Genomic DNA, 20,261 nt, shown 5'->3' with positions numbered 1-20,261 from the left:
TTTCTGGATTCAGTCTACTCAAGCACTGTCAGGCCCGAGGGCAGCCGGCACCGCGAGCGTGTGTCGATCAAGTCTCCGTCAAGAGAGACCAAGACGGGCAAGGAATGCAATCCAATGAGCGAGATTTGTGGCATCCACGGCTATGCGGCGCTGTTCGAACATGCGCCGGTGGGGCTGGCCGAGATGGATACCGAGGGGCGCATCCTGCGCGCCAATCCCCGCCTTGGGGCCCTGCTGGCTTTTGATCCGGCGGATCTGGCCGGTGCCACGCTGGAAGCGCACGTCTGCCCGGACGACCGCGAGCGGGTGGAGGCTCATCGCCATGCCCTGCTGAATGGCGGGTGCGGCAACGGCAAGGTCGAGGCTCGGCTACTGGATGCCACCGACCAGGCCCAGTGGGTGGAGATGACGACCAGCCGCATCCCGGCCACCGAGGAATGTCCCGAGGCCCTGCTCGTGGTGGTCGCCGACATCGGCACGCGCAAGGCGGCCGAGCAGCGCACCGAGACCCTGCTGCGGGCCAGCCCGGCGGTGATCTACACCATGGATCCGTCGGATCTGGGCACCATGACCTGGCTCAGCCGCAACGTGCAGACGGTGACCGGCTGGAGTCCGGAGCAGATCACGCGCGAGCCGGACTGGCTCGCCACCCATCTCGCCCCCGAGGACTACCGGCGCTGCGCAAGCCAGGTCAAGCGCTGGCTGGCGGAAGGCGCCCGCGGGTTCTGTCGCCTGAACTATCGCCAGCGCATGCCCGGCGGGCACTGGCAGTGGCTGGAGGACCAGATCACCGCGATCCGGGACGACCAGGGGGCGGTGGTCGAGCTGATCGGCGCCTACCAGGATGTGGGCGCGCGGGTGGAAACGGAGCGTCACCTCGAGAAGATCGCGCAGAACCTGCCGGGGGTGATCTATCAGTACCGCCAGTTCCCGGACGGGCATGCGGCGTTCCCGTATGCCAGCGAAGGGATCGTGGATATCTACGGGGTTACGCCCGAGGCGGTGATGCGCGACGCCAGCAGTGTCTTCGAGGTGATCCATCCCGAGGACGTGGACCGGGTGCGGGCGAGCATCGAGGCGTCCATGCGCTGCCTGGCGCCCTGGCGCCAGCGCTACCGGGTGCGTCATCCCGAGCGTGGCGAGATCTGGCTGGAAGGGCATTCCAGCCCCGAGGCCCTGGACGACGGCAGTGTGTTGTGGCACGGCGTGATCCTGGATATCTCCGAGCGGGTGCAGGCCGAGGAGGCGCTCCATCTGCGCAAGCGCGAACTGGCCGAGGCCCAGCGGATTGCCCACATCGGCAACTGGGTGTCGGACTTCGTGCGCAACGAGATTCGCTGGTCCGACGAGGTCTTCCGGATCTTCGGCCTGCGTCGCGGCCAATGGGGCGGGACGCACGAGGCCTTCATGCAGTCCGTCCATCCCGACGATCGCGACCGTATCCAGGCCGACGTGGATGCGGCGATGGCCGGGGAAGGAACGTTCGATACCACCCATCGCGTGTTGCGCCCCGGCGGCGAGGAACGCGTGGTGCACGAGCGCGGCTACGTCGAATTCGCCGAGGACGGCCGGGCCTTGCGCATGATCGGGACGGTGCAGGACATCACCGAGCGTCACCAGCTGGAGCGCGAGCAGCGCCTGCTGGCGGCGACCTTCGACAGCAGTCAGGCGATCTTCATCACCGACGTTGAGGGGACGATCCAGCGTGTCAACGCCACCTTCACCGAGCTGACCGGCTTCACCGAGGCCGATGCGCTGGGCCGGAACCCCCGGATCATGAACTCCGGCCGCCAGGACCGCAGCTTCTACGAGGAGATGTTCCGGGCCGTGCGCGAGCAGGGGCACTGGTCGGGCGAGGTATGGAACCGGCGCAAGGACGGCCGCGTCTTCCCGCTGCACGAGATCGTCACCGCGATCCGGGATGCCAACGGGGCGATCGAGTACTACGTCGCGGTGTTTCACGACATCTCGCGGCAGAAGGAGCTGGAGGCGGCGCTGGAGCACCAGGCCTTCTACGATCCGCTGACCGATGCGGCGAATCGCGGCCACTTCGAGGCCCTGCTGGAACAGGAGGCCCGGCGCGCCGATCGCTATGCGGACCCCTGCTCGCTGGTGATGCTGGACCTGGACCATTTCAAGCGGATCAACGACACCCATGGTCATGATGTCGGGGACGAGGTGCTCCGGCGCGTGGTCGCCACCACGAGCGATCGGCTGCGCCAGGCCGATGTGCTGGGTCGCTGGGGCGGGGAGGAGTTCATGGTCCTGCTCCCGAGCACGAAGGCCGAGGCGGCCTGTCGCCTGGCGGAGGACCTGCGGCGCCAGGTGGCCGCGCTGGAGTTGCCCCATGTGGGATCGGTGACCATCAGTCTGGGGGTGGCCGAATGCCGCCCGGGCGAGGCGATCAAGGACTGGATCAAACGCGCGGACGACGCGATGTACCGGGCCAAGCACTCCGGGCGAAATCAGGTGGTGCGACGCGATTGAACGACCATGGACGCCAAGCCGGAGCGGGGGGTATGCCGGCAGAATCCGGGCGTGACGGTCTGTTCGATCGCGCGGCCGTGGGGTTGCTGTACCTGGACGCGAACGGTCGCGTGCGGGCCGCCAACGCGCGCCTGGCGGACTGGCTGGGCTGTGCCGCGGAGGATCTCGAGGGACAGTCGCTGGCCGAGTGTGTCCCCGAGGACGCGCGCAAGGCCCTGCGCGATGCGCTGGCCGGCGCCAGCGCGAGCGAAGTCACTCTGGACCTGGCGCTTGCGGCCCCGGGTGATCGAGGCGGAGCGGCGGTGGCCTGCACGGTTGTGCTGGCGCCCGATCCGGACGGGCGGCTGGCCACGGTGCAGCGCCGGGAGCCGGGTGACTCGGCGGCCCGGGTCTACGAGCAGACCTTTACCTCCAATACCGCGCCGAAGCTGCTGATCGATCCCGAGGACGGTGCCATCGTGGATGCCAACCCCGCCGCGGAGGCCTTTTACGGCTATTCGGTCGCGCGGCTCAAGGCGATGCACATCCACGAGATCAATACGCTGTCGGCGGCCGAGGTACGCGCCGAGATGGCCCGGGCGGCGCGCGAGGAGCGCCGGTTCTTCCGCTTCCGGCACCGCGTCTGCGGTGGCGACGTGCGCGATGTCGAGGTGTATTCGGGTCCGGTGGTGCTGGACGGCCGGCGCTACCTCTACTCGATCATCCACGATGTCTCGGAGACCCGCCGCTACGAACGCGAGCTGGAGTTCTACGGGGTGGCGTTCGGCCGGCTGCCGGTGGGCGTCTACCGCAATACACCGGGGCCGGAGGGCCGCTTCGTGCGGCTCAACCCGGCGATGGTGGAGCTGTTCGAGGCCGCGACCGAGACCGAGCTGCGATCGACGCCGGTCCGCGAGCTCTACCGGGACCCTGCCGAGCGGACGGCGCTCAGTCGCGATCTGGCGGCGTACGGGCGGGTGGTCGGACGCGAGGTGGATCTGAAGACGCTGCGGGGGCGCCCCTTCCGCGCCCGGATTACCGCCTACCGGACCGAGGATGCGGACGGTCAGTGTGTGTTCGACGGGGTGATCGAGGACATCACCGAGCTGCGCGCGGCCGAGGCGTTCCAGACGCGCCTGCTGGCAAGCCTTGCCGAAGGCGTATTCGGACTGGATCGCTATGGCCGTTACACCTTCCTGAATCCGGCGGCCTGCCGTCTGCTGGGTTTCGAACGGGAGCTGGATGCCCTGGGGCAGGAATCGCATTCGACCAACCATCACGTGCTGACAGATGGGACGCCCTACCCGCCGGAGGCCTGTCCCATCTACCGCGTCCTCGAGACGGGCAGGCCACTGGAGGCCTGGGATGATCACTTCGTGCGCACCGACGGGAGCCTGTTCCCGGTCAGTGTGTTTGCCGCACCCACATTCGACGTGTCCGGTCGGGTGGACGGCGCCGTGGTCTCGTTCCAGGACCAGACGGCCCGGCGCGAGCGCGAGGCCCACCTGCTGAAGGCGACCGGTCATCTGCCGGGTGCGATCTACCAGTACCGGCTGTATCCGGACGGTCGTCATGAATTCCCGTTTGTCAGCGAGGGTGCGCAGCGGGTGTACGGGGTTTCTCCCGATCTCATCCAGGAGGACGCGGATGCCGCCTTTGCCCGGGTCGATCCAGACGACCTTCCGCGTATCCAGGCGAGCATCGAGGAGTCGGCGCGCACCATGGGCCCCTGGCAGGTCCGTTATCGCGTACGTCATCCACTGCGCGGGACGCTCTGGGTCGAGGGTCGCGCGACCCCGGAGGCACCGCGCCCGGATGGCAGCATCGTCTGGCACGGGGTGATGATCGACATCTCCGAGCAGGTAGCTATGGAGGACGCCCTGCGCGCGCGGGGCGAGGAGCTTGCCGCGGCACAGCGCATCGCGCACATGGGGAGCTGGGTCTGGGACATCGCGGCCGATCGCACACACTGGTCGGACGAGGTCTACCGTCTCTTCAGTCTGCGCAAGGAAGATCAGGAGGCGAACTACGCGGGATTCCTGCAGGCCGTGCACCCGGACGACCGCGATCGCGTGGCCGCGACGGTCGAGGCCTCGCTGGAGAGTGGTGAGTACGACATCCATTTCCGGATCGTGCGCCCCGACGGGCGCGAGCGCGTAGTCCATGCACGCGGATCGACGCAACACGATGCAGGGGGCAAACCCTGTCGCATGATGGGGACCGTGCAGGACGTGACGGAACGCCACGCGTTGGAGGAGAACCTGCGCCGGCTGGTCGGCATCCTGGAGTCCACTCCGGACGTGGTCGCGATGCACGGCCCGGCCGGCAACATGCTGTTCCTGAATGGTGCCGGGCGGCGTCTGTTCGGCCTGCCCCTGTCCTCCGGGGAGCCCTGGGATCCCGAAGGCGGCTGGAACAGCCGCGATCTGCCGGCCGAAACGGGCTCTCTGGAGACCGCGATTCGGCGGTTCCACCCGCCCTGGGCGGCCGACCAGATCCTTCAGGAGGCCGCACCCGTCGCGATGCGGGACGGGGTCTGGGAAGGGGAGACCGCGATACTCGACGCCCAGGGTCGGGAGGTGCCAGTGTCGCAGGTGATTGTCGTACGCCGCGATGGCCACGGGGATGTGCGACAGATCTCCACCATCCTGCGCGACATCTCGCAGCGCAAGGCGGTCGAAGAGGCCCTGCGCGAGAGTGAGCAGCGATTCCGCCAGCTGGCCGGCTCGGTCAACGAGGTCTTCTGGCTCCAGGACGCGGACTCCATCCTGTACGTGAACCCGGCCTACGAGCGGGTCTGGGGCTACAGTCGTGAACATCTGTTGCGCGATCCGGCGGCGATGCTGGAGGCGGTACACCCGGAGGACCGGGCACGGGTGGAATCCGTTTTTCTGGCGCAGCCACTGTGGAATGCCCGGACCGACGAGACTTTCCGGATCCGGCGGCCGGATGGGGAGCAACGCTGGGTGCGCGTCCACCGCTATCCGGTGACGGATCCGGAGGGTCACGTTACCCGAGTCGCGGGCACCGCCGTCGATATCACCGAACTCAAGACCACGCAGATGGAGCTGGAGCGCAATCAGGCTGAATTGGAGCGTCAGGCGTTTTACGACCGTCTGACCGGTGTCGCCAACCGGCGGTACTTCGAAAGCCTGCTGGACCGCGAACTCCGGCGTGCCGAACGCTATGGACAGGCCTTTTCCCTAGTGATGTTCGATCTTGATCATTTCAAGGCCGTCAACGATACCTATGGCCATGCCACCGGGGATGTCGTGTTGCAGGACGTCACCCGGGTGGCGGGCGAGCGCCTGCGCGCTTCGGACGTGCTGGGGCGCTGGGGCGGCGAGGAATTCATGGTCCTGCTGCCGGGGGACGACGCGGAGGCGGGTGCACGGGTCGCCGAATCGATCCGCGCACGCGTGGCCGAATATGCCTTCCCCGAGGTGGGACGCGTGACCATCAGCCTCGGGGTGGCGGCCTTCACCTTTGGCGAACCGCGCAGTGACCTGTTGCGCCGGGTCGACGAGGCGCTTTACCGGGCAAAGCGCGAGGGTCGCAACCGGGTGGCGATCGCGGACCGGCCGGCAGGTTCGGTCGTCCGGACCGGGGACGAACCCGATGGCGCATAGCGGGCGTCGCGGCCTGAGTCGGGTGTGGCACGCGTTCGGGTATTCCTGGCGCGGGCTGCGCGAGGCATTCCGTCACGAGGCCGCATTTCGCCAGGAGCTGGCGCTGGCGGTCGTACTCCTGCCCCTGGCGATGGTGCTGGGGCAGGATGGCGTCGAACGCGCATTGCTGGCGGGCAGCGTGCTGCTGATCCTGGTGGTGGAACTGCTGAACTCGGCGGTGGAGGCGGCGATCGACCGCTTCGGCGACGGGCATCACCCGTTGTCGGCGCGGGCCAAGGATATTGCCTCGGCCGCCGTGCTGGTCAGCTTCCTGCTGGCGGCACTGGTCTGGGGCCTGGTTCTGCTCTGATCGCAGAAGGGCATCCGTGCCGCTTCCCTGGCCCACTCGGGTCGCAGCAAAGTGTAGGGCCGGGATCTCCGGTGTTGGGGGTTGCCACGAGGAGCCAGATCCCGGGTCACCGCTTCGCGGTGGCCGGGATGACGGCCGAGGGGCGTGTGGCGGTCACCGCGCGGCCTGTGCCATGCAGTCGGTGAAGCCGTCGGCCAGGCCCTGCATCAGGTCGAACCAGGCATCCGGGCCCGGCTCCAGCTCCGCCCCGATGGGGTCGAGCATGCCGAGGCGGGTGTCCGTACCCTCGACCACGGTCTCGGCGAGGGCCGGGCGGAACTGGGGTTCAGTGAACAGGCAGGTGACATCGCCCTCGGCCAGGCGCGTGCGCAGTTCGGACAGTCGGCGCGCCCCGGGCATGCGCGACGGGTCGACGCTGATGGAGCCGGCCGCGTTCAGGCCGTAGTGCCGCTCGAAGTACTGGTAGGCGTCGTGGAACACCATGAAGCGCTGGTCGCGCACCGGCGCCAGTTGTTCGGCGATCCCGGCATCCAGGTCTTTGATGCGCTGGAGCAGGCGATCCCGGTTGTCGCGGATGGTGGCGGCCTGGTCCGGGTCGTGTTCCGCGAGGCGGTCGGCCAGTTGTTCGACGACGGCCGTCGCCACAGCCGGCGACAGCCACAGGTGGCTGTCGACACCGCCGTGCGCGTGCCCGTGCCCGTGGTCGTGGTCATGCTCGCCGTGCCCGTGCCCGTGCCCGTGCCCGTGCCCGTGCCCGTGCCCGTGCCCGTGCCCGTGCCCGTCCGACCCGTGTGCATCGGGGGCATGCTCGTCATGGGTGTGTCCGTGGTCCCCGTGCTCGTGGTCCCCGTGCTCGTGGTCCCCGTGCTCGTGGTCAGCGTGGTCGTGTTCATGCCTGTCGAGCGCTTCGTGGTGATCGCCGCGCGCGTCATGTCCGTGGTCGCCATGGTCGTGATGACCTTCCCATACGCCGCCGCTACGGCCTTCCAGCAGGTCCAGGTCGAGGTCGTGCATCAGGCTGATCACGGTAGCGCGGTCGGAGATCCCGCGCAGCGGCCGCTCGAGGAAGCCTTCCAGCTCCGGGCCGACCCAGATGACCACGTCGGCCTGTTGCAGGCGGCGCGCCTCGGAAGGCCGCATCGCGTAGCCGTGGGGCGATGCGCTGGCCGGGACGAGCAGTTCGACCTCGTGGGTATCGCCGGCCAGTGCGGCAACCAGACTGTGGACGGGTAGAATCGAAGTGACAATGCGCGGCGCGTCCGCCTGAGCGGGAACGGTCAGCCCCGGCAGCAACGCCAGGGCCAGCAGCAGGGCGGGGAAGATCGGACGGCGAAAGGCGGAACGCATGGGCGGATTCTCCATCGGGGCTATCAACGTTATACTATACCAACATGATCCGAAAAAGCCCTTCCCAGCCCGCTGCAGCGGAAATCGACGCATCGCCCTTGCTGGCGGCTCGTGACGTATCGCTGGAGCGTGCGGGTCGGGTAATCCTGGATCAGGTCTCCGTCCAGGTGCGACCGGCCGAGGTGACGGTGGTGATCGGCCCCAACGGAGCTGGCAAGACCTCTCTGCTGCGCGTCCTGCTGGGGCTTTGGAAACCGGGGCGGGGTCGGGTGCAGCGCCGACGCGGCCTGCGCATCGGCTACATGCCCCAGCGCCTGCAGATCGAGCCGGTGTTGCCGCTGTCGGTGCAGCGCTTTCTGACATTGCGCCAGCGGGCCCCGGAGGCGGTGCTGCGGGAACGGCTCGAACGGGTGGGGGTGCCGCACCTGCTGCACAAGCCCGTGCAGTCGCTCTCCGGGGGAGAGATGCAGCGGGTACTGCTCGCCCGCGCGCTGCTCAATCGACCGAACCTGCTCGTGCTGGACGAACCGGCTCAGGGGGTGGATATCGTCGGCCAGGGCGAGGTGTTCAAGCTGATCGACGATATCCGCCACGAGACGGGTTGCGGGGTGCTGATGGTCTCGCACGACCTGCACCTGGTGATGGCGGGGGCGGATGCGGTGATCTGCCTGAACCAGCATGTGTGCTGTACCGGGCGGCCGGAAGAAGTATCGCGGCACCCGGAATACCAGCGCCTGTTCCCGGAGTCGGACATGCAGGGCATCGGGGTCTACCGGCACGATCACGACCACGTGCATGACGTGGCCGGGGAGGTGCATGAGCATCATGCCGGCTGTGCCCATGGTCGGCCGTCAGGCCCCGGCGGAGGTGGGTCCCGATGATGGAAGGGCTGCTTGACGACTTCCTGGTGCGCGCGCTGCTGGCGGGCCTGATGGTGGCGGCTGTGGCCGGGCCGCTGGGGGCCTTCGTGGTCTGGCGGCGCATGGCCTATTTTGGCGATACCGTGTCGCATTCGGCCCTGCTCGGCGTGGCCCTCGGGGTGTTGCTGGGGTTGAACCTGAACCTGATGGTCACGCTGGTATGCGTGGCCATCGCGATCCTGCTGGTGCTGCTGCAACGCCGCCAGGAACTGGCCGCGGACACGCTGCTCGGGATCCTCGCGCACAGCGCGCTGTCGCTGGGGATCGTCGCGATCACCTTTATCGAGGGGCTGCGGGTGGACCTGATGGCCTACCTGTTCGGCGACATCCTCGCGGTCGGGACCGGGGACCTGCTGTCGATCGCCATTGGCGGTGCCGTGGCCCTGCTGCTGCTGATCGTCCTGTGGCGCCCGCTGCTGGCGCTGACGGTGCACGAGGAGCTGGCGCAGGTGGAGGGGGTACCGGTGCTGCTGGTACGGCTGGGCCTGATGCTGCTGATCGCGCTGGTGATCGCGGCGGCGATGCAGGTCGTCGGGGTGTTGCTGATCACCGCGCTGATGATCATCCCGGCCGCCAGTGCAAGGCGCTTCGCCACCACCCCCGAGCAGATGGCGATCCTTGCCGGCATCATCGGCATGCTGGCAGTGGGGGCCGGGCTGTGGGGTTCCTTCCAGTACGACACGCCGACCGGCCCGACCATCGTGGTTGCCGCGATGCTCGGCTTCATCCTCGTCCACCTGCTGCCGGGCCGCCTGATCCCCCATTTCGGCGGCCGCTGAACCCCTTTGTATTCACCACGAAGCACACGAAGGCACGAAGAAAGGCCAGGTCAAAAGCAAAAAGCTTGAACAGGAAGAAAGGAAGTCAGGAAGGATTCTGAAATGGGTCTGTCCCTGCGGTGCGGGCCTGCGCACGCTGGTTAGCCCTGATTCATATCATCCTTCAAATCTTCTCATCTTCCTGTTAACGCCCTTGACCTAGCTTTTCTTCGTGCCTTCGTGTGCTTCGTGGTGAACAAAAAGGGCGCCGGAGAGTGGTCAGCAGGAGCGGCGTTCGAGGCGTTCGAAGGTGAAGGGGCAGGCGTGGCGATCGTCGGCCTCGTGGTGTTCGGACCAGACGACGTCCCAGTCCGCGGGGTCGATCGCGGGGAAGTACGTATCCCCGGCGTGGCGCTCGTGCACGCGGGTCAGGTGCAGCACGTCGGCGCGCGGCAGGGCCTCCTCGAACAGGCCCGCGCCGCCGATCACGAAGGCCGGGCCCGCCTCGATGCTGGCCAGGGCCGCGTCCAGATCCGAGTAGACCTCGACGCCGTCAGCGCGCCAGTCCGACTGGCGGGTCAGGACCAGATTGCGCCGCTTCGGTAGCGGTCGTCCGATGGACTCGAAGGTGCGCCGCCCCATGATCATTGGGTGGCCGTTGGTCACGCGCTTGAAGTGCTGCAGGTCCTTCGGCAAATGCCAGGGAAGGTCGTTGTCGCGCCCGATCACGTGATCCGGATCGAGCGCGACCATCAGGTGGATCTCGGGTTGGCGCATGTAGAGATAGTCCGATCGCGGATGGGTCAGGCGGCGTCGACCTGAATGATTTCGCTCTGGCAGTGCGGCTCGGGAATGGGCTCCCCTTGCTCCCGGAGGCCTTCGAGATGGAACTTGATGGCCTCCCGGATTAGGGTTACGACCTCTTCGCGGCTGGCCGCCGAGGCCATACAGCCGGGCAGATCGGGCGCATATGCACCCCAACCATCCTCGCTTTCCTCGATGATCACGGTGTAGTTCATCATCGCCTCCTCGGGTTTTTGTCCTTGAGACCCGCCTGTTTCAGCGCATTGTTCAGTGTTCCGGGGGGGAATATCCAGATCAGGTTTTCCCGCCACGGTTACAAGTCCCGGCTTCGTTGGATGCTTGAATTGGCGGTGGCTGCCTCTTTGTCGAACCTGAACCCATCCATCGCGTTCCAGGCATCTGATCAGTTCCTTGATCTTCATTCGGCTTCCTTGCCGGTATCCATTTGCGAGGGTAGCGGAGTCAGATGGCGATGGGGGCCTTGATCGGGGGGTGGGACTGGTAGCCGCGGACCTCGATGTCGTCGAAGGTGAAGGCGAACAGGTCGGTGACGTCCGGGTTCAGGTGCAGAGTCGGCAGCGGCAGCGGCTCGCGTCCGAGCAGTTCTTCGACCTGGTCCTGGTGGTTGCGGTAGAGATGGGCGTCGCCGAAGGTGTGCACGAATTCGCCCGGCTTCAGGCCGACCACCTGCGCGAGCATGTGGGTCAGCAGAGCGTAACTGGCGATGTTGAACGGCACCCCGAGGAAGACATCGGCGCTGCGCTGATAGAGCTGGCAGGACAGGCGGTCGTCGGCCACGTAGAACTGGAACAGGGTGTGGCAGGGCGCCAGCGCCATGCGTCCGGCCGCCGCGTTGGCCTCCGGCGAGACGGACTCGTCGGGCAGATCGGCCACGTTCCAGGCGCTGATGATGTGGCGCCGGGAGTGCGGTCGGTGCTTCAGGTTGCCGACCAGTTCCGCGAGCTGGTCGTGGCCGGCCCAGTTGCGCCACTGCGCGCCGTAGATCGGGCCCAGGTCACCGTCCTCGGTCGCCCATTCGTCCCAGATGCGGACCTTGTTGTCGCGCAGGTAGCGGATATTGGTGTCGCCGGCGATGAACCACAGCAACTCGTGGATCACCGAGCGCAGGTGAGTGCGCTTGGTGGTGACCAGCGGGAAGCCGTCAGCCAGATCGAACCGCATCTGGTAGCCGAACACCGAGCGCGTGCCGGTACCGGTGCGGTCCGGACGATCCGTGCCATGGTCGCGGATGTGCCGCACCAGATCGAGGTATTGCTGCATCTCAGGAGGCCTCCGGGGCCGGGCGGGCTGCGGGCAGCGGGTTGCGCCGCGACCAGACGATCAGGGCCACGCCGAACAGGATAACCGGCAGGCTCAGGACCTGGCCCATGGTCAGCCAGTCGAAGGCGAGATACCCGATGTGGGCATCGGGCACGCGGACGAACTCGACCGCAAAGCGGAAGCTGCCGTAAAGCGCGAGGAACAGCCCGGAGATCAGCCCCGTGCGACGCGGCTGGCGCGAGACGATCCACAGCACCACGAACAGCACCAGCCCCTCGAGAAAGGCCTGGTATAACTGCGACGGGTGGCGCGGGATGTAGTCCGCGGCCGGGAAGACCATGGCCCAGGGCAGGTCGGTGGGCTTGCCCCACAGTTCGCCGTTGATCCAGTTGCCGATGCGGCCGGCGCCGAGGCCGATCGGGATCAGCGGGGCGATGAAGTCGGTCAGGCGGAAGAACGGCTGGCCGATCTTGCGGGCATACAGCCAGCAGGTGACCAGCACCCCGGCGAGTCCGCCGTGGAAGGCCATGCCACCTTCCCAGATGCGGAACAGGCTCACCGGGTCGGCCAGTGTGGCGTCCAGGTTGTAGAACAGGGCATAGCCGAGCCGTCCGCCGACCACGACCCCGACCACGCCCCAGAACAGCAGGTCGCCGACCTGCCAGGGGTGCAGGGGGTCCCAGTCGCGGGTACGCGTGCGCCAGACGCCGAGTGCCCAGAAGGCGATGAAGCCGACCAGGTACATCAGGCCATACCAGTACAGGGTCAGCGGGCCGATGGACAGCGCGACCGGGTCGATAAACGGGTGTGTGGGCATGGGCGCTTGCGGATGAAAAACCGGCTGCACATGCTACCCGGCCTGACCCTGGCATGCACCTGCATGCGGGCAGCCGGATCCATGAATGAGCGTTTCCCTGGGAGGCCGCACGATGAATCGACTGGCCGGGGCCAGCAGCCCTTATCTGTTGCAGCACGCCGACAACCCCGTGGACTGGTATCCCTGGGGCGAGGAGGCGCTGGAACGCGCCCGCCGCGAGGGCAAGCCGATCCTGCTGTCGATCGGCTACTCCGCCTGCCACTGGTGCCATGTGATGGCGCACGAGTCCTTCGAGGACCCGGACACCGCCGCGGTGATGAACGAGCGGTTCGTCAATATCAAGGTGGACCGCGAGGAGCGCCCGGATCTCGACCGCATCTACCAGAACGCGCATATGCTGCTGTCGCAGCGTCCCGGGGGCTGGCCGTTGACCGTCTTCCTGACGCCCGACCAGGTGCCGTTCTTTGCCGGGACCTACTTCCCGAGCACCCCGCGCCACGGCCTGCCATCGTTCGTGGATCTGATGACGCGGGTTGCCGACTTCCTCGCCGAGCACCCCGACGAGATCCAGCGCCAGAACGAATCGCTGCAGCAGGCGCTGGGTCGGATCTACCGCCCCGCCGGAGGCGCGATCCCGGCGCTCAGTGTCATCGACAAGGGACGCGCGGAACTGGCGAAGACCTTCGACGAGCAGTTTGGCGGCTTCGGGGATGCCCCCAAGTTTCCGCACCCGGCCTCGCTCGAGTGGCTGGCCTGGCACGCGGCGCGCCATGGCGATGCCGAGGCCGACCGCATGCTGGGGCGCACCCTGGACGCGATGGCCGCGGGCGGTATCTTTGATCAGGCGGGGGGTGGCTTCTGTCGCTACTCGGTGGATGCCCGCTGGATGATTCCGCACTTCGAGAAGATGCTCTACGACAACGGCCCGCTGCTGGGGCTCTACGCCGAGCGCGCGGCCGGCGGCGATCTTCGCGCGCGGCGGGTGGTGGAACAGACGGTCGCCTGGCTGAAACGCGAGATGCGGGACGGCTCCGGGGCCTTCTACTCGAGCCTGGACGCGGACTCCGAGGGCGAGGAGGGACGCTTCTACGTCTGGGATCCGGACACCGTGGAGGCGTTGTTGCCGGAGGACGAATGGGCCGTTGCCAGCCGGGTCTGGGGGCTCAATGGCCCGGCCAATTTCGAGGGGCGATGGCATCTGCACGAGGTCGTGCCGCCGGCGACCGTCGCGGAGGCGCTGGGGATCGACGAGGCGGAGGTGAACCGGCGGCTGGATCAGGCCCGGGAACGTCTGCTGACGGCCCGCGCGGATCGGGTGCGACCGCACCGGGACGAGAAGATCCTCGGCGCCTGGAATGCCCTGATGATTTCCGGACTGGCGCGGGCCGCGCGCGCCCTGGGGCGTCCGGAATGGCTGCACCTGGCACGTGACGCGATGACCGCCGTGCGTGAGCGCCTGTGGCGCGACGGCCGGCTGTACGCCAGCGTGCGCGAGGGGGCCACCGGTGCGATGCCGCGCGCCTATCTCGACGATCACGCCCTGTTGCTGGAGGCCACGCTGGCGTTGCTGGAGACTGAATGGGACAGCGAGCTGCTGGGCTGGGCCGTGACTCTGGCCGATACCCTGCTGGCGGAATTCGAGGACCGCGAGCACGGCGGTTTCTTCTTTACCGCCGGCGATCACGAGGCGCTGATCCAGCGCCCGAAAGTGTATTCCGACGATGCCATGGCCAATGGCAACGGTGTCGCGGCGCAGGCCTTGCAGAAGCTCGGGTTCCTGCTGGCCGAGCCACGGTATATCGAGGCGGCCGAGCGCACCCTCGCCAACGCCGGACCGATGATCGAACAGGCCCCGGTGGGACACATGAGCCTGCTGATGGCGCTGGATATCCACTATCAGCCGCCGGCCCTGGTCGTGCTGCGCGGGGCGGCGGACGAACTTCCCGCGTGGCAGCAGGGCCTGCGGGCGCAGGCTGCCCCAGTATGGGCCCTCGCGATCCCGGCCGATGCCGGCGACCTGCCCGCTGCGCTGGCGGAGAAGGCCGCGCCGGAGACGGGTGTGCGTGCCTATCTCTGCCGCGGGCTGCAATGCGAGGCGCCCGTGACTGACCCTGCGGCGCTGGACAGCGCGTTCTCACAGGGTTGAAACGCCGGGTCACGTACCCACGGTAGAATGCGTCCGGTGGTAGGAGCCTGCAAGCAGGCTCCTACAAAGACATCCAGATCATTGCAAAAGGGAAGGTTCGAATGAGCGAGAAGAAGCTGATGGATTTCGTCGCCGAGGCGCGCAAGAACGTGAAGGAGATTGCCCCGGCGGATCTCGCCGAGAAGATGGAAGCGGGCGAGGACTGGCTGGTGGTCGACGTGCGCGAACCCTATGAGTTCGAAAAGATGCACGCGCCGAATTCCATCCTCGTCCCGCGCGGCCTGCTGGAGGGCGCGGCCGACCCCAACACCCCGCACCGCATCGACGCCCTGGTGGAGGCCCGCGAGAAACCGGTGGCCGTGATGTGCGCGACCGGCGGCCGGGCTGCCATGTCCGTGCAGCGGCTGCAGGAGATGGGCTTCACCAACGTGGTGAATATCGCCGGTGGCATCAAGGGCTGGGAAGGCGAGGACCTGCCGGTCGAATCCGGCGCCTACACCGGCAAGCTGCCGTAGCTCGGCCTCGCGGGGCGGGGGCTAGTGCCTCCGCCCCCAATGCCACCCTCTGCGGGTGGGCATCCGACGGCGGATTCACCCGACCGTCATCGTTTCTACACGGGATGGTCAAGCGCGCGGCGTAGTCTCCGGGGCAGTTCAACCGGAGGTCGCCACCATGACCGCACCGCCTCGCTCCCTGTCCGTGTCCTCCACGGATGCCGAAACTGCCTATCGCGTCCATCTGGCTTCCAGCCCCGCGGATCTGGAAGCCGCTCAGCGCCTGCGCCACGAGGTCTTCGCCGGCGAGATGGGCGCAGCGCTGCCGGACACCGCCTCGGGGCTGGATCGAGACCCGCTGGACGCCTTCTGTCATCACCTGCTGGTGCGTGATCGACGTTCGGGCGGTGTGGTGGCCTGCACGCGCATCCTCACCGAAGAGAGTGCGAGCACGGCCGGCGGTTTCTATTCGCTGTCCGAATTCGAACTGGGCCCGCTGATGAATCTGCCCGGGCGCACTCTGGAGGTCGGTCGTACCTGCGTGCGCGCCGACCATCGCCAGGGCGGCGCCATCAACGCACTGTGGACCGGGCTGGCGCGTTTCATGAATGCCCATCGCTACGACTACCTGATGGGCTGCGCCAGCCTGCCCCTGACCGAGCAGACACCGGCCCAGCTGGCCTGGCTGCGCATGTTCCATCGGGCCCCGTCGCGCCTGCGGGTCACCCCGCGCCGACCGCTGCCCAATGCGCTGACCATCTGCCACGGCACGCCCAGCCGCAGCGGTATGCCGCCGCTATTGAAGGCCTACCTGCGCCTGGGCGCGCGGGTCTGCGGCGAGGCCTGTTTCGATCCCGATTTCAATGTGGCCGACGTGCTCGTCTTGCTGGATGTGCGCGCCATGCCGGACCGTTACCATCGGCACTTCCTGGGCGCCGCGGCGCCTGCAAGCCGAGGAACGGAACATGACCGGAACACTGCGGGCACTGGTTAGGCTGATGCGTATCGTGCTGCACATGCTGGCGGGGGTCTGGCTGACCTGGCGGATGGCCCGCCGCGAGGCCGACTTCGACGAGCGCAGTCGCATCCGCAGGGCCTGGTACGACCGTGCCCTGTGGATCGCGGGGGTGCGTTTCCGGATCCATGGCGAGCCGCCCCGGCGGCCGTCGCTGGTGGTCTCCAACCATGTCTCCTGGCTGGATATCCCGTTGATCGGGGCAGCGCTGGACCCGTGCTTCCTGTCCAAGGCGGAGATCGCGCGCTGGCCGGTCATCGGCTGGCTGGCCCGGCAGCACGACACCCGCTTCATCGAGCGCGGTGCGCACCAGGCCTCCGCCCATGTCGAGGCCATGCAGGCTGGCCTGGACGAGGGCCGCCACTTCGTGGTGTTTCCGGAGGGGACGACCAGCCGGGGCGAGTTCGTGCGCCGTTTCCACCCGCGCCTGTTCGCGGCCGTCACCGGCACTCGGCATCCGGTGCAGCCGGTGGCGCTGGCCTACGAGCGGACGCCCGACGGCGCGGTTCCGGTGTCGTATTCCGGCGGGGATCGCCTGATCCCCAACGTATGGCGCTTGCTGTGCCGCCGCGAGACGCGTGTGGACCTGCATTTTCTGGCGCCGCTGGAAGTCGCGGACCAGGACCGGCGCAGCCTGGCGGACGGTGCCCGTGAGGCCATCGTCCGCGTGCTGGACCTGCCACTGGAACCGCCAGCTGGTCGCGAAAGCGATCGCTCGCCTGCATAGCGCCGGCCGCGGCACGGGGATTCATCATGTGGTCGCAACCGCACATCGAGTCCCCGGGCCCCTGCCGCACACGCCTGCATCTGGCGCTGGTCACCGAGACCTGGCCGCCGGAGGTTAACGGCGTGGCGCATACCCTCGCGCGGCTGGTCGAGGGGATGCGCGAGCGTGGCCACCGGGTGCAGGTCGCCCGCCCGCGCCAGCCGGGCGAGGTGGCGCGCCCCTGCGGGGCGGGCGACGAATCAGTGACGTGTGACCACCTGCTCGCGGGCCTGCCGCTGCCTGGCTACAGCGGCCTGCGCATGGGTCTCCCGGCGCGGCGCCGGCTGCAGGCCCTGTGGTCGGAGGACTGCCCGGATGCCGTGTATATCGCCACCGAGGGTCCGCTGGGGCATGCGGCCCTGCGCGCGGCGCGGCGCCTCGGGATTCCGGTCGCCTCGGGTTTCCATACCCATTTCGACGGCTATGCTCGCTACTACGGTGTCGGCTGGCTGACCCCGCTGGTGCGCGCTGTCCTGCGCCGTTTCCACAACCGCTGTGACGTGACCCTGGCCCCGACCGGGGCACTGGCGCACACGCTGGCGGCGCAGGGATTCCAGCGCGTGCGGGTGATGGCGCGGGGCGTGGATACCCGGCGTTTCACCCCGGCGCGGCGGTCATCGCGCCTGCGCCAGCAATGGGGTGCGGCGACCGCCACACCGGTCGTGCTGTACGTCGGGCGCCTGGCACCGGAGAAGAATCTGGCCCTGGTGGTGGATGCCTTTCGCGCCATCCAGGCGGCGCGCCCCGACGCGCGCCTGGTGGTGGTCGGCGATGGCCCCTCGCGAACGGAGCTGGAGCGGGCCAATCCGGACGCGATCTTCACCGGCCAGCAGATGGGCCAGGCCCTGGCACAGCACTACGCCAGCGCCGATCTGTTCCTGTTTCCGTCGACTTCCGAGACCTTCGGCAATGTGGTGATCGAGGCCATGGCGAGCGGGCTCCCGGTGCTGGCCTTCGATTCGGCCGCGGCTCACGAGCATGTGACCAGCGGCGTGAGTGGCGCCCGGGTGCCGCTGACGGGAACGGCGTCCGAGGATGCCGCCGCCTTCGTCGGCGCGGCGGGCGCTCTCGCGCAGGATCCGGAGGCCTGGCGCGAGATGGGCCGTCAGGCGCGAGCGCATGCCCGCGGGCTCGACTGGGTCGAGGTGGTGGCCGAGTTCGAGTCCCAGTGTCTGGGAATCCTCAAGGAGGGTCGCGATGCGCGTCCTGCAATGGATGGATGAGCTGGAGCTGGCGGTCTGCCGGCAGTTCAACCACTACAATCGGCGCCGCGTCGTCAGCGGGTTCTTTGGCGGGGTGAGCCGGCTGGGCGACGGGGTGGCCTGGTATGCGCTGATGCTGGTGCTGCCGTTGCTGCACGGGCCGCAGGCGGCTTGGGTCAGCCTGCAGATGGCGGTGGTGGGGCTGGCGTCGCTGCCGGTGTACAAGTGGCTGAAGCGACGCACCAGCCGGCGGCGGCCCTGCCACCGTGATCGCCCGTTCACGCGGACGGTGGACCCGCTGGACGAATTCAGCTTCCCCTCCGGCCATACCATGCACGCGGTGGGATTCACCGTGGTCCTGGTGGCGTGGTTCCCGGTCTGGGCCTGGCTGGTGGTGCCGTTCGCGGCGCTGGTGGCCGCCTCGCGGCTGGTACTGGCGCTGCACTATCCAAGCGACGTCGCCATGGGCGCGCTGATCGGGGCCTCGATGGCCGGCGCGGTGCTCTGGCTCGCCGGGCTGTTCTAGGGGAACACCTCGCGTCATCCCGGCCGAAGCGCAGCGAAGCGCCGGGATCCCCGCGTCGCGGATGCCCCATCGCCCTGATCGGCCCCGGCGTTGGAGATCCCGGACAACCGCTGCGCGGTTTCCGGGATGACGCCTTAGCGGGCGGGATCAGCCGCGGGAGGCGAGCGCCTCTTCGTTGTAGGCGGCGTCGATGGTGACGATGGTTTTCTCCACCAGGCGGAAGCCCTCCACGGGTGCGTCATCGCCCATGTACTTCAGGCGGGTCGGGCCGATGGCCTTGACCGCCTCGGCGCGTTCCAGGGTGGTGTCCGGGCTGTCGGCGCCGGCCCCGTCCATCAGCGCGACCAGGACCTCGGCCGCGATGGGGTTGCGGTGTTCGCCGCTGCGCGCCTTTTCCAGCGACGCGGCAGGGTCGCCGTCCAGGAACACGCCGTCCATGTGTTCATCCAGGTACTGCAGCAGTTCGCTTAGCGTCATGGTGCGCCTCCCGTTGGGTCTCGCGGGGCCGCCAGCGCGCACGGGCGCGGCGGCGGCCGGTGATCGGTGGGTTCAGCCCTGCTGCGCGTAGGCGGCCCGGGCAGCGGGCATCGCGCGGCCGGGGGTGACGGCCCCCATGTCGGCCAGCACGGCCTCGAGCGCGGACAGGCACAGCAGGACGTTCTTCTCGTTGGCGCCGTAGCCCATCAGGCCGATGCGCCAGACCTTGCCGGCATACGGTCCCAGCCCGGCGCCGATCTCCAGGCCGTAGCGGTTCAGCAGTTCGCTGCGCACCGCGGCCTCGTCTACGCCCTCGGGCACGTGCACCGCATTGAGTTGCGGCAGGCGATGCTCGGCATCCACCAGGAAGCTCAGGCCCATGGCCTCGAGGCCGGCGCGCAGGGCGTCGTGGTGGCGGCAGTGACGCGACCAGCTGTTCTCCAGGCCTTCCTCGGCAAGGATTACCAGCGATTCGTGCAGGGCGTACAGGCCGTTGATCGGGGCGGTGTGGTGGTAGGCGCGCTTGCCGCCGCCGCCCCAGTACCCCATGACCAGGTTCAGGTCGAGGAACCAGCTCTGGACCTTGTGGTTGCGCGCCTGGATGCGCTCTACCGCGCGTTCGCTGAAACTGACCGGCGACAGGCCCGGGGTGCAGGACAGGCACTTCTGCGAGCCGGAGTAGATTGCATCCACGCCCCAGTCATCCACGTACAGCGGGCTGCCGGCGAGGCCGGTGACCGAGTCGACGATGCTCAGACAGTCGTGTTCGCGCGCCAGCCGGCAGAGGGTCTCGACATCCGAGCGCGCGCCGGTGGAGGTCTCGGCGTGCACGAAGGCCAGGATCTTCGCATCCGGGTTGCCCTTCAGCGCGTCCTCGACCTTCTGCGGGGAGACCGGGGCGCCCCAGTCGTCCTCCACCACCACGGCAGTGGCGCCACAGCGCTCGACGTTTTCCTTCATGCGCGTGCCGAACACGCCGTTGATGCAGACGATCACCTTGTCGCCCGGCTCGACCAGGTTCACGAAGCAGGTCTCCATGCCGGCGGAGCCGGGGGCGGAGACCGGCAGGGTCAGCGCGTTACTGGTCTGAAAGGCGTACTGCAGCAGGCCTTTCATCTCCTCCATCATGCCGACGAAAACCGGGTCCAGGTGGCCGATGATCGGGCGGCTCATCGCGCTCAGAACACGCGGGTTCACATCGGAGGGGCCGGGGCCCATCAGGGTGCGCTGCGGGGGGAGAAAGGATTTTGCCTGCATGGATGCG

At 68.1% G+C, this 20,261-nt stretch carries 18 protein-coding genes and 1 pseudogene; 11 read left to right on the top strand and 8 right to left on the bottom strand.

The annotated features are described in order from the left end of the window. Positions 1-114: 114 nt before the first annotated feature. The 3 genes from D105_RS0106435 to D105_RS0106425 are packed head-to-tail and all read left to right on the top strand — an operon-like array spanning position 115 to position 6,444. Entirely contained in the window at positions 115-2,487 is a 2,373-nt protein-coding gene (locus tag D105_RS0106435) for a PAS domain-containing protein (RefSeq protein ID WP_018877892.1), read from the top strand. A 32-nt stretch (positions 2,488-2,519) separates the two neighbouring features. Beyond that, complete coding sequence (locus D105_RS0106430) at positions 2,520-6,095, top strand: PAS domain S-box protein (protein WP_018877891.1); 3,576 nt, start codon at positions 2,520-2,522, stop codon at positions 6,093-6,095. Then, positions 6,085-6,444: a diacylglycerol kinase gene (locus D105_RS0106425; RefSeq protein WP_028484892.1), complete on the top strand. Its 360-nt coding sequence runs from the start codon at positions 6,085-6,087 to the stop codon at positions 6,442-6,444. Before D105_RS0106430 ends, D105_RS0106425 begins: the two co-directional genes overlap by 11 nt. 153 nt (positions 6,445-6,597) lie before the next feature. Here D105_RS0106425 and znuA read toward each other — a convergent pair whose 3' ends face one another. Next, on the bottom strand, positions 6,598-7,791 hold the full coding sequence (znuA, locus tag D105_RS0106420) for a zinc ABC transporter substrate-binding protein ZnuA (RefSeq protein ID WP_018877890.1): 1,194 nt from the start codon (positions 7,789-7,791) through the stop codon (positions 6,598-6,600). A 98-nt stretch (positions 7,792-7,889) separates the two neighbouring features. Between znuA and D105_RS0106415 the strand changes: the two genes are divergently transcribed. Together D105_RS0106415 and znuB are read left to right on the top strand one after the other, a co-directional pair. Further along, on the top strand, positions 7,890-8,672 hold the full coding sequence (locus tag D105_RS0106415) for an ATP-binding cassette domain-containing protein (protein WP_018877889.1): 783 nt from the start codon (positions 7,890-7,892) through the stop codon (positions 8,670-8,672). Next, positions 8,669-9,490 (top strand): zinc ABC transporter permease subunit ZnuB, encoded by an 822-nt coding sequence (znuB, locus tag D105_RS0106410; protein WP_018875825.1) that lies wholly within the window; start codon positions 8,669-8,671, stop codon positions 9,488-9,490. The genes D105_RS0106415 and znuB overlap by 4 nt, the downstream gene beginning before the upstream one ends. A gap of 258 nt (positions 9,491-9,748) precedes the next feature. Here the strand turns inward: znuB and D105_RS0106405 are convergent, their stop codons facing one another. The 5 genes and pseudogenes from D105_RS0106405 to lgt form a co-directional block, all read right to left on the bottom strand. Beyond that, entirely contained in the window at positions 9,749-10,246 is a 498-nt protein-coding gene (locus D105_RS0106405) for a dihydrofolate reductase (RefSeq protein ID WP_018877888.1), read from the bottom strand. Positions 10,247-10,272: 26 nt separating this feature from the next. Continuing rightward, complete coding sequence (locus tag D105_RS0106400; RefSeq protein ID WP_018867850.1) at positions 10,273-10,488, bottom strand: type II toxin-antitoxin system HicB family antitoxin; 216 nt, start codon at positions 10,486-10,488, stop codon at positions 10,273-10,275. Then, positions 10,488-10,695 (bottom strand): annotated as a pseudogene (locus tag D105_RS14595) (type II toxin-antitoxin system HicA family toxin). Before D105_RS14595 ends, D105_RS0106400 begins: the two are co-directional and overlap by 1 nt. A gap of 40 nt (positions 10,696-10,735) precedes the next feature. Beyond that, positions 10,736-11,554 carry a thymidylate synthase gene (locus tag D105_RS0106395; RefSeq protein WP_018877886.1) on the bottom strand — a complete coding sequence of 273 codons (819 nt, stop codon included), beginning with the start codon at positions 11,552-11,554 and terminating at the stop codon, positions 10,736-10,738. A 1-nt stretch (position 11,555) separates the two neighbouring features. After that, positions 11,556-12,371, bottom strand: coding sequence for a prolipoprotein diacylglyceryl transferase (lgt, locus tag D105_RS0106390; RefSeq protein WP_018877885.1), 816 nt, complete (start codon positions 12,369-12,371; stop codon positions 11,556-11,558). A gap of 112 nt (positions 12,372-12,483) precedes the next feature. Between lgt and D105_RS0106385 the strand changes: the two genes are divergently transcribed. The 6 genes from D105_RS0106385 (at position 12,484) to D105_RS0106360 (ending at position 18,520) form a co-directional block, all read left to right on the top strand. Further along, complete coding sequence (locus D105_RS0106385) at positions 12,484-14,517, top strand: thioredoxin domain-containing protein (protein WP_018877884.1); 2,034 nt, start codon at positions 12,484-12,486, stop codon at positions 14,515-14,517. A 101-nt stretch (positions 14,518-14,618) separates the two neighbouring features. Beyond that, entirely contained in the window at positions 14,619-15,032 is a 414-nt protein-coding gene (locus D105_RS0106380) for a rhodanese-like domain-containing protein (RefSeq protein ID WP_018867845.1), read from the top strand. A gap of 157 nt (positions 15,033-15,189) precedes the next feature. Next, complete coding sequence (locus tag D105_RS0106375) at positions 15,190-16,005, top strand: GNAT family N-acetyltransferase (RefSeq protein WP_018867844.1); 816 nt, start codon at positions 15,190-15,192, stop codon at positions 16,003-16,005. A 4-nt stretch (positions 16,006-16,009) separates the two neighbouring features. Next, on the top strand, positions 16,010-16,753 hold the full coding sequence (locus tag D105_RS0106370; protein ID WP_018877883.1) for a 1-acyl-sn-glycerol-3-phosphate acyltransferase: 744 nt from the start codon (positions 16,010-16,012) through the stop codon (positions 16,751-16,753). Between the two features lie 26 nt (positions 16,754-16,779). After that, complete coding sequence (locus tag D105_RS0106365; RefSeq protein WP_018877882.1) at positions 16,780-18,015, top strand: glycosyltransferase family 1 protein; 1,236 nt, start codon at positions 16,780-16,782, stop codon at positions 18,013-18,015. Beyond that, complete coding sequence (locus D105_RS0106360; RefSeq protein ID WP_018867841.1) at positions 17,990-18,520, top strand: phosphatase PAP2 family protein; 531 nt, start codon at positions 17,990-17,992, stop codon at positions 18,518-18,520. The genes D105_RS0106365 and D105_RS0106360 overlap by 26 nt, the downstream gene beginning before the upstream one ends. 147 nt (positions 18,521-18,667) lie before the next feature. Here D105_RS0106360 and D105_RS0106355 read toward each other — a convergent pair whose 3' ends face one another. Both D105_RS0106355 and D105_RS0106350 read right to left on the bottom strand, forming a co-directional pair. Then, the gene (locus D105_RS0106355) at positions 18,668-18,997 is read right to left on the bottom strand and encodes a hypothetical protein (protein ID WP_018867840.1); all 330 of its coding nucleotides are present in this window, start codon (positions 18,995-18,997) and stop codon (positions 18,668-18,670) included. Positions 18,998-19,069: 72 nt separating this feature from the next. Next, positions 19,070-20,254 (bottom strand): alanine--glyoxylate aminotransferase family protein, encoded by a 1,185-nt coding sequence (locus D105_RS0106350; protein ID WP_018877881.1) that lies wholly within the window; start codon positions 20,252-20,254, stop codon positions 19,070-19,072. Positions 20,255-20,261: the final 7 nt, after the last annotated feature.

Origin of the sequence: Thioalkalivibrio sp. ALE28, from assembly GCF_000377425.1 — a bacterium.
Lineage (GTDB): Bacteria > Pseudomonadota > Gammaproteobacteria > Ectothiorhodospirales > Ectothiorhodospiraceae > Thioalkalivibrio.
This window is presented reverse-complemented; position numbering and strand designations above follow the sequence as displayed.

Coding starts and splice junctions, on each gene's coding strand:
- D105_RS0106435 (WP_018877892.1), top strand. CDS start 115: ATGAGCGAGATTTGTGGCATCCACGGCTATGCGGCGCTGTTCGAACAT.
- D105_RS0106430 (WP_018877891.1), top strand. CDS start 2,520: ATGCCGGCAGAATCCGGGCGTGACGGTCTGTTCGATCGCGCGGCCGTG.
- D105_RS0106425 (WP_028484892.1), top strand. CDS start 6,085: ATGGCGCATAGCGGGCGTCGCGGCCTGAGTCGGGTGTGGCACGCGTTC.
- znuA (WP_018877890.1), bottom strand. CDS start 7,791: ATGCGTTCCGCCTTTCGCCGTCCGATCTTCCCCGCCCTGCTGCTGGCC.
- znuB (WP_018875825.1), top strand. CDS start 8,669: ATGATGGAAGGGCTGCTTGACGACTTCCTGGTGCGCGCGCTGCTGGCG.
- D105_RS0106405 (WP_018877888.1), bottom strand. CDS start 10,246: ATGCGCCAACCCGAGATCCACCTGATGGTCGCGCTCGATCCGGATCAC.
- D105_RS0106400 (WP_018867850.1), bottom strand. CDS start 10,488: ATGAACTACACCGTGATCATCGAGGAAAGCGAGGATGGTTGGGGTGCA.
- D105_RS0106395 (WP_018877886.1), bottom strand. CDS start 11,554: ATGCAGCAATACCTCGATCTGGTGCGGCACATCCGCGACCATGGCACG.
- lgt (WP_018877885.1), bottom strand. CDS start 12,371: ATGCCCACACACCCGTTTATCGACCCGGTCGCGCTGTCCATCGGCCCG.
- D105_RS0106385 (WP_018877884.1), top strand. CDS start 12,484: ATGAATCGACTGGCCGGGGCCAGCAGCCCTTATCTGTTGCAGCACGCC.
- D105_RS0106380 (WP_018867845.1), top strand. CDS start 14,619: ATGAGCGAGAAGAAGCTGATGGATTTCGTCGCCGAGGCGCGCAAGAAC.
- D105_RS0106375 (WP_018867844.1), top strand. CDS start 15,190: ATGACCGCACCGCCTCGCTCCCTGTCCGTGTCCTCCACGGATGCCGAA.
- D105_RS0106370 (WP_018877883.1), top strand. CDS start 16,010: ATGCGTATCGTGCTGCACATGCTGGCGGGGGTCTGGCTGACCTGGCGG.
- D105_RS0106365 (WP_018877882.1), top strand. CDS start 16,780: ATGTGGTCGCAACCGCACATCGAGTCCCCGGGCCCCTGCCGCACACGC.
- D105_RS0106360 (WP_018867841.1), top strand. CDS start 17,990: ATGCGCGTCCTGCAATGGATGGATGAGCTGGAGCTGGCGGTCTGCCGG.
- D105_RS0106355 (WP_018867840.1), bottom strand. CDS start 18,997: ATGACGCTAAGCGAACTGCTGCAGTACCTGGATGAACACATGGACGGC.
- D105_RS0106350 (WP_018877881.1), bottom strand. CDS start 20,254: ATGCAGGCAAAATCCTTTCTCCCCCCGCAGCGCACCCTGATGGGCCCC.